This is a genomic window from Maribacter algae, from assembly GCF_047345745.1.
Classification (GTDB): Bacteria; Bacteroidota; Bacteroidia; order Flavobacteriales; family Flavobacteriaceae; genus Maribacter.
Map to the genome: position 1 here is coordinate 214,909 of NZ_JBLFES010000002.1, position 15,648 is coordinate 230,556.

7 protein-coding genes are annotated in these 15,648 nt (G+C 37.9%); all 7 read left to right on the forward strand.

What is annotated here, in order from left to right; translation table 11 throughout:
- Positions 1-154: 154 nt before the first annotated feature.
- Positions 155-3,424 (forward strand): TonB-dependent receptor, encoded by a 3,270-nt coding sequence (locus ACKWBX_RS08215; protein WP_413968189.1) that lies wholly within the window; start codon positions 155-157, stop codon positions 3,422-3,424.
- Positions 3,425-4,489: 1,065 nt separating this feature from the next.
- Positions 4,490-5,965, forward strand: coding sequence for a sulfatase family protein (locus ACKWBX_RS08220; RefSeq protein ID WP_413968190.1), 1,476 nt, complete (start codon positions 4,490-4,492; stop codon positions 5,963-5,965).
- A gap of 104 nt (positions 5,966-6,069) precedes the next feature.
- Positions 6,070-8,895: a helix-turn-helix and ligand-binding sensor domain-containing protein gene (locus ACKWBX_RS08225; protein WP_413968191.1), complete on the forward strand. Its 2,826-nt coding sequence runs from the start codon at positions 6,070-6,072 to the stop codon at positions 8,893-8,895.
- A gap of 257 nt (positions 8,896-9,152) precedes the next feature.
- Positions 9,153-12,227: a SusC/RagA family TonB-linked outer membrane protein gene (locus ACKWBX_RS08230; RefSeq protein WP_413968192.1), complete on the forward strand. Its 3,075-nt coding sequence runs from the start codon at positions 9,153-9,155 to the stop codon at positions 12,225-12,227.
- A gap of 15 nt (positions 12,228-12,242) precedes the next feature.
- Positions 12,243-13,847 (forward strand): RagB/SusD family nutrient uptake outer membrane protein, encoded by a 1,605-nt coding sequence (locus ACKWBX_RS08235; protein WP_413968193.1) that lies wholly within the window; start codon positions 12,243-12,245, stop codon positions 13,845-13,847.
- Positions 13,848-13,940: 93 nt separating this feature from the next.
- Entirely contained in the window at positions 13,941-14,717 is a 777-nt protein-coding gene (locus tag ACKWBX_RS08240; RefSeq protein WP_413968194.1) for a glycerophosphodiester phosphodiesterase, read from the forward strand.
- 64 nt (positions 14,718-14,781) lie between these two features.
- Positions 14,782-15,648 carry a glycoside hydrolase family 16 protein gene (locus tag ACKWBX_RS08245; RefSeq protein WP_413968195.1) on the forward strand — a complete coding sequence of 289 codons (867 nt, stop codon included), beginning with the start codon at positions 14,782-14,784 and terminating at the stop codon, positions 15,646-15,648.

A 15,648-nucleotide genomic window follows, 5' to 3' on the forward strand; every position in this document is an offset into this window, starting at 1 on the left:
TTATATTTGAACAATCGTTTGTTCAAAAATTTTAACCGATTAGATTTTGATAGAATATTCTGACTTTTCGTTAGATAATCTTTCATAATCAAATAAAAATTGAACATCCGACTATTTTGACCAAGTAAATATTTAACCTTTTACACACTTAATTATGAAAAAACAAAACAATTGGGGTAAGCTGATTTTATTTATCAGCTTATTCATGTGCTCGATCGGCGTTTTTGCACAAGGGTCTACCACAAGTGCAATGTCCGGCTCGGTAACGGATGCTAGCGGATCTTTGCTAGGAGCAACGGTCATTGCGGTTCATGTTCCGACAGGTTCTGAATATGCAACCGTAACGAATGAAGAGGGTTTCTTCAGGATTGTCAATATGGAAACGGGTGGGCCTTACCGCTTAAATGTTTCGTACGTAGGTTATCAGACTTATGAGGTATCGGATATTTTTTTACGATTAGGTCAGACAACTAACCTAAATGTGACTTTACAAGAAGCTACCGAAGAATTGGATGAAGTAGTGGTTGTGGGAAGCAATACAGGTTCAAGTACTACCGGTTCAGGAAGTAACCTGGGTAGGGATGCTATTGATAAGGCACCTACAGTCGCTCGGGATTTAACCGACTTTACCCGATTGGATCCTCGTGCCAGTATCTCCAATAGTCCGAATGGTAATGCCACCACATTCTCTGGGGTAAATAATAGATACAACGCAATTTTCATTGATGGTGCTGTAAACAATGACCTTTTTGGCCTCTCTACTTCTGGAACTAATGGAGGCCAAGCTGGTATTTCGCCAATAAGTGTGGATGCCATCAAGGAGATACAGATTTCTGTTGCTCCCTATGATGTGACCAAAGGTGGATTTGCCGGAGGATCTGTGAATGCGGTGACCAGAACAGGAACGAACGAATTGGAAGGTTCTCTCTATTACTTGACAAGAAATCAAAATCTGGCGGGCAAAACACCGACGGATAATGAATCTGTGGAACGCACTAAATTACCTGATTTTACAGCAAAGACCTTTGGTTTTAGGGTAGGAGGACCTATAGTCAAAAATAAACTTTTCTTCTTTGTAAATACGGAATTTCAAAGGGACGAAACCCCATTCGCATTTCCATTGAATGATTATAACGGAGCATCTTCGATTGATAGAATAGATGAAGTTCGTGCAAGGCTATTGAATGACTACGGCTACGAAACCGGAGATTTTAGAAATACACTTTCTGAATTAAAGGGTGAAAAGGTGATAGCTAAATTTAACTGGAACATCAATCAAAATCACAAATTATCGCTTCGCCATAGTTATGTAAAAGGTGTACAGTCTGGTGAAGTTTTACAAGGAGTCAACCGAATACAGTTTTCTAATTCGGCCGTATTTTTCCCATCTACCACTAACTCGACGGCATTGGAACTCAATTCTCGTTTCGGAGACAATAAATCCAATAAACTTATTTTGGGCTATACCTCAGTCGTTGATGATAGGGATATAACCGGAGATCCGTTCCCCAGTATTCTTATCAATGACGGTAACGCAACGATTACAGCAGGTAGTGAACCTTTTTCCTACTCTAATGTAGTAGACCAAAAAACATTCTCGATTACAGATAATTTTACCATTTATAAGAATAAACACACTTTGACATTCGGTACCCACAATGAGTTCTATAAAATTCTGAATGTCTTCTTACCGTTACATCCAGCACAATATCAATATTCGAGTATAGATAAATTCTTTGCAGATGAGGCCTTCCTGTATTTATATGGACATACGGTAGGAAACACAGAAATAGGAGATGATGCAATTTCTGCTTCGGCCAATTTCAACGCAGCTCAATTGGCGTTTTATGTTCAAGATGAAATTCAGCTCAGCGAGAAGTTTAAGTTAACTGGAGGCCTTCGATTTGATGTACCTATTTTTGGTGATGATGCACCTCTAATCAATGATGACTTTAATACGAACACCATACCCCTCTTGGAAGCCGCAGGATATGATTTGGAAGGGGCGGAAGCAAGTAGGCTGCCTAAAAGCCAGATATTAGTTAGTCCTAGACTTGGATTTGAATATGACATCAAAGGAGATGGGTTATCAAAATTAAGAGGGGGTGCAGGTATTTTTACCAGTAGAGTACCTTTTGTATGGCCAGGTGGGGTTTACCTTAGAAATGGTTTATCCTCAGGCTTTACAGCTGAGTTTAATGGTTCTGGTTTTGCCCCTCCGGGAGCAGGGGGTATTCCTTTGAATCCAGATGTGAACAATCAAAATTTTAACGATACCAACCCATCTGGTGATGTGGACATTTTTGCCGAGAATTTTAAGTTTCCGCAAGTATTTAAGACCAACCTTTCCTATGAGAAAACGTTCGAATCTGGCCTTTTTGCTTTAATCGATGTCCAGTATACCAAAACTTTGAACAATTTGTTGGTTCAAAATGTGAACAGGGAGAGAAACCCTACCGGAACGTTAACGGGAACACCTGATGACAGACCCGTTTTTAGCGGTGATTTTATTGACCCAGACTACAATTTTATCACGCTGATGACGAATACTAGTAAAGGAAGTACATTCAGTACTTCGTTTCAATTACAAAAACGTTTTGGAAAAAACCTGAATGCAAGTGCCTCTTATAATTTTACAAGGGCGAGGTCCATCATAGACGGTACCGAGTTTATTAATTCTGATAACTGGAAGCGTTTTCATAGTATCAATGGTAGAAACTTTCCTGGAGACCCTCAAATCTCTCAGTTCGACACAGGATCAAGATTCACCGGACTGCTTTCTTGGAACAAGGAATTTAAGTTTACTGAAACCTTGATATCATTATTTTACAATGGTCAATCAGGTCAGCGTTATTCTTATGTATACAATGACCAAGGCGCTTTGAATAATGATAACCCTGGTAATAGTGAAAATAGAAACCTAATTTACGTACCAGCCAACCAGAGCGATATTGTACTCGTGGATACCGATTTTAATGGCGATGATGTAATTGGTGCTGGTGAAACGGCTGCTGAACAATGGGCTGCCTTAAATAGTTTTATTGAAGGGGATGATTATTTATCTGAACGAAGAGGACAGTACGCCGAGCGAAACGGTGCCAGAACACCTTTTGAAAGTGTGCTTGATTTAAAAATAGAACAGAGCTTTTTTATCAAACGAAAAAATGGTAAGAAGCATGATTTGAAATTCAGTTTGGATATTTTCAATTTCACCAATTTCTTGAATAAAGATTGGGGCAGACGGTATATTGTCAATAATAGAGGTAACACTTCTTTAATCGGTTTTCAAGGCTTTCAAGATGATGGAACAACACCGACTTTTTCTTTTCAAGCTCCGACCAATGGAGAGGCCTGGAATATTTTTGATGCTGGCATCAATAGTGCCAGATGGCAAGCGCAATTTGGGGTGCGTTATTCATTCTAATTTGTATTCACTTTCATAAGTTGAAAAGGCCCATCGCTGCTACGGTGGGTCTTTTTTATTCTTGATAGGGGGTAAATACTCCAGAGGCTTGCCTCGCCTTTCAAATTTAAAGTTCGAAAACGTATTTTTTTAATGTCCTATAGGCTTGCCCAGGGTTAATTTACTAAATAGTTCTAGATGCAAGGGTATGTCAATCAATAGTACTAAAATTTACTTAATACATTTTATTTAGTTCATTGCTTCCAAGAAGAGATAAATACGCCACTCCTCAATGGCGAAAAAAACCATTTCGGCAATGTTTCAAAGTTATTCGAATTTTCTTGATTCTAATTTTAGAAGTGGGTAATTTCCTTATATTTCCATATTAAGATTAATAACTTTTTATGGAGCGTAATGGCCAATATCTATGCATTTTTTCGGTTTGAGATAATTATAGAAACGTGATGGGAATGTTGTGGTCTTTGGAAGGATATCGAGGGCTGTTATTGGTTTGAGGAAAGCCCTTTTTGGGCGACTCATCATAGGCTTGACGATGCTAAGATCCTTAATAGAATAAATAGTACCTCCGATATCTTACACAATTTCATTTGTGTTATTTTATTCCTTAAATTGGTATCGCAAAAGACGCATAAAATTTGCATTAATTTGTACCATTTTAAATCGAGTTTAGAGTTCGGTTAATTATTTAAAATAAAGACCATAAAATACTGATAGTTAACATATTGTGGTGGTGTATTTAGTTCTGCCACCCCGACAAATAGGGTATTTTTTAATACCATTTTGTAACTAAACAAATGAAAACCTAGGATTTATATTTTCCTTGGTTTTATTTGAATAGTTTTAATACAATTTTTAGCGAGACCTATTCGGTTACCTATTTATTGATACCGAATTTACTACCTTGCTGTATCGTAATCGACTTTTCACGGCGATTTGACTTTCTCAAACCTTAACTTAAATAGTACTACTGCCCCCTTTGAACGCATAAACTATATGGTAGGTAGGTGCTATTATGATTATTCATTTTGTACTGAACTTGATTAGCGTTGGAAAAAACTTCAATATATGACATTCACTAACAGAGTTATCATTTTACTGTTGTGGGCCTCATTTTTTTCTTGCCAGAAGGAACAAAAAGAGGTTGCTAAAAAACCAAATATTCTATTGATCGTTGTTGATGATCTAGGGTATGCGGATTTCAAACCTTTTCAACAACAGGGTCAAAAAGCAGTTACTCCGAATATGGCCCGCCTTGCAGATGCTGGAACGGTTTATACGCAGGCTTACGTTACCGCCCCGGTATGTAGTCCGTCTAGAGCCGGATTGATTACCGGGAAAAATCAATTCAGATGGGACAAGCCCGCCAGTTGGGGTCCCGGACTTCCCGATAGTGTAAAAACCATAGCAGAATATTTAAAAACAGCGGGGTATACTACGGCTAGAATCGGGAAGAATGACCTTGGTCAAAAATTTCATAGGAACGATGTTCGTGAGTTTCCGTTGCATCACGGTTACGATGAATTTTTAGGTTTTAGCGCACATGCACACGACTATTGGTTGAATAGTACAGCGATAGAAAAAAGAACACCGGACCCTAAAGGCACTAGTGCGCTGTTAGGCCCATTAATGCACAATATGGGAAAAAAAAGTTATGAGGAGGGTTATTTGACCGAGATATTTACGGATGAAGCCGTTGATTATATAAAGAGAAAAAAGGATACTTCTTTTTTTCTAACATTATCGTATAACGCGGTACATCATTTAATACATGAAGTTCCGAAGAAATACTTGGATAAATACGATGTCCCCGAAATTCCAAATTATGACCCTGACAGTCTTTTAACCTATAAGAATCATGACGCGGGTTCTTATGCTGCGTACTATGATAAATATTCAAGGATAGGAGCCATACAATCCCCAGAAATGAGAAATTATTACTTGGCCAATTTAAATTGTTTGGACGATAATCTGGGAAGGGTCTTGGATGCGTTGAAAGAAGAGAGAATTGATGATGAGACCATCATTTTCTTTATTTCGGATAATGGCGGGTCTCCGTTAACAGGTTCGGATAACAGCCCTTTGACAGCTGGTAAATATTCCCTTTGGGAAGGGGGTATACGTGTTCCTATGATAATGGTTTGGCCTGGTACAACTGTTCCGGGCACTATTGAAAATGCGTATGTATCTGCGATGGATATTTTACCTACCATTGCCAAAGCCAGTAATTTTACGATTGAAGATACCGAAATAGATGGCATAGATTTACGTCAACCTAATCCCGATAGGCTATTGGTCTGGAAGTGGCAAAAAACTTGGGCGGCAAGAAAAGGAAACTGGAAATTGACCAATGCCAAGGAGAATCACTGGAAAAGCGAGCCATCGGAATACTATATAAAGCCGATTATCGATGACTTAAGTTTAAAACTATTTGATCTCTCAAAAGACCCAGGGGAGCGCAATAATTTAGCAAATGAATATCCCGAAAAGGTCAAAGCTTTGGAAGACCTTTACATTCAATGGTGTGCTGAACATATAGAGTAAATACAGGGTGCCTGTCACTCGCCAGTGATTTCAGTTTTTCTTCAAATTAAGCTACCTTGTGTTATAAATCTGTTTGAAACGTTTTACAGGCAATCGACTTACAAATGAAACCCTTCTTTTTCTTGGATTTTCCAATGATTTATAAGCTCGTCCTGCTATTTCTGGGACTACAAATTTCATTTGCACAGGAGACACCGCCCATTATCAACTTTTCACCCATAGTGTATGGGGCCGAAAACCAAAACTGGGACATTACCCAAAATTTTCAAAAATTTATATATGTTGCCAATAATGATGGGCTGTTGGAATACAATGGTTCTAAATGGACCTTATATCCTTCTCCCAACAATACCGTAATCCGTTCCATTGCTTCTTTTGAAGATAAAATATATACCGGAAGCTTTATGGAATTCGGTTATTGGACAAAAAATCACAAGGGTCTTTTGGAATATCAATCGTTATCCGAAGACATAAAAACAGAGTTATTCGAGGATGAAATAATCTGGAATATTTCAAAATTGGATAAATTCTTGATTTTTCAGTCCTATGATCGGATTTACTTCTATGATACGGTAACAAATCAAATAAACTTTGTAACGGACAAAAGAAACAACTATAGATTATTTGAAGTAAATCAAAATATTTACGTTCAAAAATACGATGGTAGAATATTAAAAATAGAAAATGGCAAAGAGTCATTGATTGCTAAAATTCCCGATGCGCTTGGTATAAATTATATATTAAGCATGTTTTCCTTGGACAATCAATTGGTTGTGCTAACACGTACTAAGGGACTATTTAAGATCAAGGACAAGAATCTTTCTAAGTGGAATATTCCTGCTGACACCCTATTGGATAAGTCCCGGATTTTTAGCGGAATCCAGTTAAAGGATAAAAGTCTGGTTCTGGGCACTATATCACAAGGAATTATTACAATATCCAAAGAAGGCAGAATCACGAATACGATTAACCAGTCTAAAGGTTTGAGCAACAATACGGTACTAAATCTTTTTGAAGACGCAGACGGTAATATATGGACAGCTTTGGACAATGGTCTGGACTGTATAAATATGCAATCCTATATTCAGGAGTATTATGACAAAGACGGCACCGTAGGTACCACTTATGCTTCCGTAGTCCATAATCAAAAATTGTACATCGGTACGAATCAAGGACTGTTTTATAAAAAATTGAATTCTAACGATAACTTGGAACTGATAAAGGGTACCAAAGGACAGGTTTGGTCGCTTTATGTTCACGAAAAAGAACTTTTATGCGGTCACAATTCGGGCATTTTTTTAGTTGAGGATACTAAAGCATCTCTGATAACAAATATAGCAGGTGTTTGGAATTTTAGAACCTTACCTAACCATCAAAAAAAATTAATGTTCGGGCATTATTCAGGCTTGGCATTTATAAGCAAACAAAATAAGAGCTGGCAGTTAGACCATAAAATTAGGGGGTTTGAAATTTCCTCCCGTTTTTTTGAAATTATGGAAGCTGATGATATTTGGGTAAATCATGAATACAAAGGGGTATATCGATTAAAACTAAATAAAGATTTAAAATCTTTTGATGAAGTGGAATTGCTTTCGGCAATACCAAAAGGAAAGGGTTCTGGAATGATAAAGGTTGGTAAGGATTTGCTGTATAGTAACGGTAACGGAATCTTTAAAATAAATAATAGCGAAGGAATACAGAAAGATTCCCTTTTAAGCGACCTAATACCTCATGATGGCTATAATTCAGGGAAACTCGTATTTGATGAAAAGGAAAGGTTGTGGAGTTTTAATTTGAATACTATCGGTTATGCCCAAAAAGGGCCCTTGAACAATATGGTGAGTACCAAGTTCATTCCGATAGAGCATAAATTGAGAAAAACCACGCTTAGTTTTGAAAATATCAGTCATCTATCCGGAAACCGATATATTTTAGGAAAGACTAACGGATATTTATTGATTGACCTCGATAAAATCATAAATACGCCCCATGAAATATTCTTGGATGATATAGAGGTAAGGAAAATGGATAACAATTTTATAAAGGTTTCTAAAAAAGGTGACGGTGAGTTTACATTTAATCAATCTTCTATACGTTTTAATTATAGTGTGCCCCACTATGATAAGTACGCAGATGTAACTTTTCAATACCGTCTGAAGGGTTTTCAAAATGAATGGAGCGATTGGAACGAGAAATCGTCAGTCGCTTTTGAAAAATTATCTTTTGGGAATTATGTATTCGAAGTAAAATCAAAAATTGGAAACCGCATCTCCAACAATATAAGTGAATATAGATTTACTATTGCAAGACCGTTTTACCTATCCAATTTGGCCTTGTTAGGATACTTACTTCTAGCAGCTATTATAATTGTACTAATACACAAATCCTATAAAAGATACTATCGCTTACAAAATGAAAAGGTGCTGTTAGAGAACCAACGTCAATTAAAGTTACAGACCATTACGAACGAGCAAGAAATGGTAAAACTTAAAAATGATACCTTAAACCAAGAGATTGAAAGTAAAAATAGGGAACTGGCCATTTCTACCATGAGTATTATTAAACGGAACGAAGTATTACGGACCATAAAAAAAGAACTGAAAAAGAATACCGATTTGGATAGTAAAACACACCCGGTATTTAAAATGATCGATAAAAATCTCAACAGCTCTAAGGACAAAAAGTTTTTTATGCAAGCGTTTAACAATGCCGATAAGGATTTTTTAAAGCGAGCAAAAAGCATACACCCTGAGTTGAGTCCTAACGATTTAAAATTCTGTGCCTACCTAAGATTAAATCTATCTTCAAAAGAAATAGCTCCGTTATTGAATATTTCGGTAAAAAGTGTAGAAGTGAGAAGATCAAGACTTAGAAAAAAGCTAAGTCTATCAAGAGATTCTAATTTAATCGATTATATTTTATCGATTTAAACACCGTCCCGTTCAAATTTTACCACTACAATACCACTACAATCAGAATATCAGTGTTTCTTTTTACTGATTATCGGGTTATCCCCTAAATTTTTAATGCCCTTGGTGATAGGGAGTTTGTAGGTTATTAACAAGACAATTTATCCCATATGGATTGTGTAGGTTTTTGTAACCTCCAAATTCAGCCTATCATAACATATATCTTGTTTCTTTACATAAGTATTATCAAAACCAATTTTAACATAAAGTACCCTTATATGAAACCAAAATTATCCAACCAAAGGAAAACCAAGTTTCTATTGCTCGTATTCTTGTTGGCAATAACTGTGGTTTTAGCGCAAGACCAAAAGACAGTTAGTGGTACTGTTCTTGACCAAAATAGTGTACCATTGCCCGGCGCCTCTGTTGTGGTTAAGGGAACGACAGTAGGAATGTCTACAGATTTTGATGGTAATTTTTCGTTAACCGCACCACAAGACGCTATCACTTTATCTGTATCCTATATTGGATATGTTACAAAAGAAATTGCTATTTCTGAAAACCCTCTTACTATTATATTGGAAGAAGACTCCAGTCAACTGGACGAAGTTGTAGTTGTTGGTTACGGTACCCAGAGAAAAAGCGATATCGTAAACGCCGTTGCTGTCACGGATATGGATAAAGCCTTATTGACCCCTACATCCGATGTCAATGAAATGTTGAGAGGTAGAATAGCAGGTTTACAGGTTGATGTAGGTGGCGGAACCTTGAGGCCGGGAGGAACATCCGATATTATTTTCCGCGGACAGGGATCAATAGAAGGCTCCGTAAGCGCTATATATGTTGTGGACGGTATTATTAGAGACGGCGGCATAGAGGATATTGACTCGGATGATATTGAATCCATCGAATTTCTTAAAGACGCTTCCGCACAAGCTATTTACGGTTCACGAGGTGCCAACGGTGTGGTTTTAATTACGACCAAACGGGGTAAGGCAGGTAAGGTGAGCGTAAGCTACCACGGTTTTGTAACTTCAAAATCGATAGAGCGTAATTTTGATGTCTATAGCGGACAAGAATTTGCACAGTTAAGGAGAGAGGCGGTTAGATCTAATAATGCTGATGATGTTTTTCCCAATGATGAAGAAATCTTTTCAGAAATTGAATTGGCATCCATAGCCAATAATGAGTTCGTTGATTGGGAGGATGAGCTGGTAAAAAATGGTTTCGTCAATAGTCAGGCTGTAAGTATTAGTGGAGGTACGGAATTGACCAAAATTTTCGGTAGCATCAACTATTTCAAGGAGGAAGGTATTATTCCTACTTCAAATTACACCAGAAAAACTTTGAGATTAAATGTAGACCAAAAAATAAACGACAAATTTTCCGTAAATCTTGATTTGAATATTTTAAACGATGATACGGAAAGAGCGGCGAATGTAAACGTAATCACATTCTCTCCGTTGGGCAGGGCTTACGACGAGGATGGAAACCTAACCCAATTTCCTAGCGGTGAAGAACTATCTGCGGTAAACCCTATTTGGAACTTACGCGAACAGGACAATGATGAAAAAGGGAACGACTTTGTCATCAACGTGACGCCATCATGGCAGATTACTAAAAATTTATTGTATCAATTAAAAACGAACCTTACACGAAGAACATCGGAACGAGGGCAGTATCAATCCTCATTAAGCTCCGCGGGTGATGATGTTAATGGAATTGCACGTATAGATAATCGATTAACGGAGTCTTATCTGATCGAGAATATTTTAACGTACGATAACGCTTTCAACGAAAACAATAAGTTAAATATAACGTTGGTCCAATCATCCCAAGAAAATAAATTCAGTAGGACATTTACGGAGGGTCAAGGCTTTACGAATGAAAGTCTCCGTTATGATGGCATTACGAATGCCATCGGAAATGTTACCGTAGAACGAGATAAAAATCAACAGCGTTTGGCTTCCTTTATGGCTAGGGCACGTTATAATTTTAAGGACAGATATTTAGTTACCGCAACCGCCAGAGCTGACGGCGCCTCCGTTAATTCCGAGGACAATAAATGGAGTTTCAACCCTGCGGCATCTTTTGCTTGGAAGATACATAATGAGAGCTTTTTAAGGGATGTTAGTACTGTTCAAGAACTAAAATTTAGGGCAAGTTATGGTTCCTTGGTAAATGATTTGGGACGTGCTTACACATCGCTTTTCACCGCAGAGGGTCAAAATTATATTTTTGATGGGGAATCTGCATCGGGATATTCACCTTCCGTTATTCTTCCAAATACCGATTTGAAATTTGAACGAATAACCACCCTAAATTTAGGTCTTGACTTTTCAGTATTCAAGAGGCTATTGGTCGGTAACGTTAATTATTATGATGCCAGGACAACCGATTTATTGTTGCGTCGAGGTGTGCCATCAACGACAGGATACCAATATACTTTCTTTAATGCCGGGGAATTACAGAATACCGGTATTGAATTGAGTTTAACGGCAAATATCATTAATACCGAAAATTTTAAATGGTCCGTTGCCACCAATTGGTCGAACAACAAAAATAAGTTATTGGAATTGTACAATGATGGTGATGGCAATCCCATTACTGCGGACGATACCTATGGTTATTATGTTGGGCAACCTGTAGATGTCATTTACCAGTATGAGTTTGATGGTATTTGGCAAGAAGAAGATGATTTTGAAAACGCTCCACAGGCCAATCCGGACTCTGCTCTTCCTCAGGAAGACCTTAGGCCTGGAGATATTAAGATTAGAGATACGAATGGAGTAGACGAAGATGGAAACGAAACAGGAGCACCAGACGGTAAAATTACGCAAGAAGACCGGGTATTCAAAAACCCCAACCCCGATTGGTTCGGTTCTTTATCAACCACATTTGCCTATAAAGGCTTTGACCTTTTTTTGGATTTTTATGCGGTAGAAGGTGTTACAAAAGTAAACCCGTTCTTGTCGTCCTTTAATAATGGCGGTACGCTTTCAGGAAAATTGAACGGGGTGGAAGTGGATTATTACACTCCGGAAAATCCGTCCACAACATTTCCAAGACCTAATTTTGACACGGCACCTCTGTATTTAAATGCATTGGCGGTCAGGGATGCTTCTTACGTTAGATTAAGAACCGTTAGTCTTGGCTATACATTATCCAACACAGTGACTTCCCGTTTAAATCTGGAGCAGATTAGATTTTATGTTACCGGAACCAATTTGTTTACCAATACGGATTATATAGGTTATAGTCCAGAGGTAAATATTAGGAACACGTTTTCAAATGCCGATACAGGGTATCCGGATGCAAGAAGTTTCACTTTTGGAGTAAGGGCTAAATTTTAAATAAAAAACATTTTTATGAAAACTAAAAAATTCTATACGAAATTCAAAAGTAGTGTTATGCTACTTACCCTATTGTTTTTCGCAATATCCTGCGAAGATTTTTTGGAAGAGCAACCTAGTACTTTAATAGACTCCGATTATATCTATACCACCGAGGACGGTCTCAGGTCCGGGGTAGTAAGCTTGTATAAATTCGATAGGGATAGGTATGATAATGGTACCGAAGATTACATGGGAGCCGTTTTGATGTCTTCTAGAAGTGATCTGGCTTTTAGTAGATCTGGATATACGGGTTTAATGGGTAGGTACCAAAGAGGTGTTTCCCCTATTGATCAGGGAGCTAATTTTGTATCCTCAATATTCTGGAAGCATTATTACAATATTGCGAATAAGGCAACGGAAATAATTAATGCAGCGGAAGTTTTGGATGATATAGATGACGATGTAAGAGACCAAATTGTAGCAGAAGCCAAATTTTTTAGGTCTCATTCCTATTTCTATTTGTACAGAATGTTCAATAACATTTATGTAACTACCGAGACCGTAACCGTAGATAACGCTTTTGATGTCATAGACGATAAGTCGACCGAAGAAGAAATCTTCGCATTATTGAATGACGATCTGGATTTTGCAATAGAACATTTAGAATGGGCGGATACTTTTGGAAGAGTAACAAAAGGCACGGCGAAACACGTAAAAGCAAAGGTAGCTATGTGGCAAGGCGATTGGGAAGAGGCCAAGTCCCAGGCGGTTTCACTTATTGAAGAAGGCCCGCACAGTTTGGTATCAACTACAGCGGATGTTTTTGCGGGCGATAGGAATAATTCGGAAGCCTTGTTCGTTGTACAATCCGAAGATGATCTATTAGGTGGTGGTGGCAATACCATGATGAATGCCAACTACGTTACACAATACTTTCAAATTTCCGGTATTGAAGCTAATATTGAACAGGGAGGTAGGGGTTTTTCACGCATATTGCCCAACTTATATTTATTGAATCTACTATCTGAAGACCCTAACGATACTAGGGATGATGATACTTATTTTAGATTGAAATATTACTATACCTCCGGAGATGATATCGGGCAGGAAATTGATATTTACGAACCTATAACGGACTTGAACAGTCCTAGCGACAATTATAGACTTTACTACCAAAGGCTTCATCCTTCCTGTATCAAATTTGCTCAAGAAGATGACAATCCCGAATCTTATCTTCAGCGAAGCAATATTATGGTGTACAGGCTTGCGGAGACTTATTTGATAGCAGCGGAGGCAATCATGAGGTCATCGGGAGACCCATTACCCTATATCAATGCTATAAGGACGAGAGCGGGCGCAACACCTGTAACCAGTGTAGATGAGCAAGTGATTTTGGACGAACGCGCACGGGAACTTGCTTTTGAAGGACAACGTTGGTTCACCATTAAAAGGATGGGACAGGACGTTACCAATAGACAAATGACAAACTATGCCGGGGATGGGGAGTATTTTCCTGCCAACTTAGGGGAAAGAGACCCAAGAACCAACTGGCGACCACATTTTATAAATTTCCCCATTGCACAGATAGATTTGGATTTGTTAGGTGCTAATTATCCACAAAATGACGGCTATAATTAAGAGTAGTTGAGTTGAATTTTGATTTTTGGGCATATGATTAAAATTATATGCCCTTATTTTAATAAAACCTAGTTAATAGAAAAGTCGATTTTTATGAAAATTGTTACGCTCCTCATTGTCATAGTGTTGCTGTGTTCTTGTACTTCCGTTAAAAAGAAATCCGATTTTGCGGATAATGTGGTCGTAGCCCATAGAGGAGCTTGGAAAGATAAAGGCCTACCGGAAAACTCGATCGCTGCTTTAAGAAATGCTATCTCGCTGGGGTGTACGGGTTCCGAATTTGATGTCCGTATGACATTGGATGACGTTTTGATCGTAACCCATGATGCCGAATACAACGATTTGGATATTGAAGCAACTCCTTTTGCGGAATTAAGAAAAACCCCGTTGGCCAACGGAGAGCCATTACCTACATTACAACAATATCTACTGGCAGGAATGGAAAATAACACTACTACACGTCTGGTGTGCGAGATAAAACCATCTAAAAGTAAAGAACGTAGTATTTTGATCGCTGAAAAAGTAGCGCAATTGATTGAAGAGCTAAAAGCCCAGGAAAAGGTGATATATATTAGCTTTAGTTATGATATTTTAAAAAGACTGGAAGAAATAGACCCAAAAGTACATACGCAATATCTTGATGGAAGCAAAACGCCGGATCAATTGAAAACAGATGGAATTGATGGTGCCGATTATTATTTTTCCATTTTTAAAAAGCATCCAGAGTGGATAGTAAGTGCCAGGAAAAAGGATATATCCCTGAATGCTTGGACCATTAATAAAGAAACGGATATCGATTGGTTTCTAAAAAAGGATTTTGATTTCATCACTACCAATGAGCCGGAACTGGTTTTGGAAAAATCAAAATAACGTTAAACATAAAAAATCTTAATTTAGCAATGATATCGGTAATCGATTTTCAAAATCCTTGAAAATGAATCATTCAATAATCTACATTTTTGTACTGTTCTTATTTTCCTGTAATGGGGAGCCCCAAAAAAAATTAGAAGAAGAGGAAGCATCCACAGCTTCTAAGACATATCAACTTGTTTGGCAAGATGAATTTGATGCAGATGGCACACCGGATTCGGAAAAGTGGGGTTTTGAACATGGTTTTATTCGAAATAGGGAAAAACAATATTATACGGCCCGTTCAAAAAATACCAGAGTTTCCGAGGATGTTTTAATTATAGAAGCACATAAGGAAGAAATAAAAAATGAAAGCTTTATAGCATCCGATTCAAAAAAGTGGAAGGAAAATCAAGAATACGCCCATTATACGGCAGCAAGTTTGACTACGAAGGACTTGGCCCAATGGACGTATGGTAAAATTGAGGTCAGCGCTAAACTCCCCAAAGGTATAGGTCTGTGGCCTGCCATATGGATGTTAGGTGAAAATTGGAAAGAAGTGGGTTGGCCGCTATGCGGGGAAATCGATATTATGGAACATGTTGGTTTTACCAAGGATTCTATATTTGGTACAGTACACACAGAAGCATTTAATCATACCAAAGGTACCGAAGTGGGCAAATCCGTATTCATAGCAAATCCATATACAGAGTTTCATGATTATGCTGTAGAATGGACACCGCAACGCATTGTTTTTTTACTGGACGGTTTAAAATACCATGAGTTCGTTAATACAAACAAAGACGAGGAAGAATGGCCTTTTGATCAGCCTTTTCATCTAAAGCTTAATATTGCGGTAGGTGGTGACTGGGGAGGACAACGGGGTATCGACGATACTATCTTTCCGCAACAAATGCTTATTGATTATGTCAGAGTCTATCAATTAAAATAA

Coding starts and splice junctions, on each gene's coding strand:
- ACKWBX_RS08225 (WP_413968191.1), top strand. CDS start 6,070: ATGAAACCCTTCTTTTTCTTGGATTTTCCAATGATTTATAAGCTCGTC.
- ACKWBX_RS08240 (WP_413968194.1), top strand. CDS start 13,941: ATGAAAATTGTTACGCTCCTCATTGTCATAGTGTTGCTGTGTTCTTGT.
- ACKWBX_RS08220 (WP_413968190.1), top strand. CDS start 4,490: ATGACATTCACTAACAGAGTTATCATTTTACTGTTGTGGGCCTCATTT.
- ACKWBX_RS08245 (WP_413968195.1), top strand. CDS start 14,782: ATGAATCATTCAATAATCTACATTTTTGTACTGTTCTTATTTTCCTGT.
- ACKWBX_RS08235 (WP_413968193.1), top strand. CDS start 12,243: ATGAAAACTAAAAAATTCTATACGAAATTCAAAAGTAGTGTTATGCTA.
- ACKWBX_RS08230 (WP_413968192.1), top strand. CDS start 9,153: ATGAAACCAAAATTATCCAACCAAAGGAAAACCAAGTTTCTATTGCTC.
- ACKWBX_RS08215 (WP_413968189.1), top strand. CDS start 155: ATGAAAAAACAAAACAATTGGGGTAAGCTGATTTTATTTATCAGCTTA.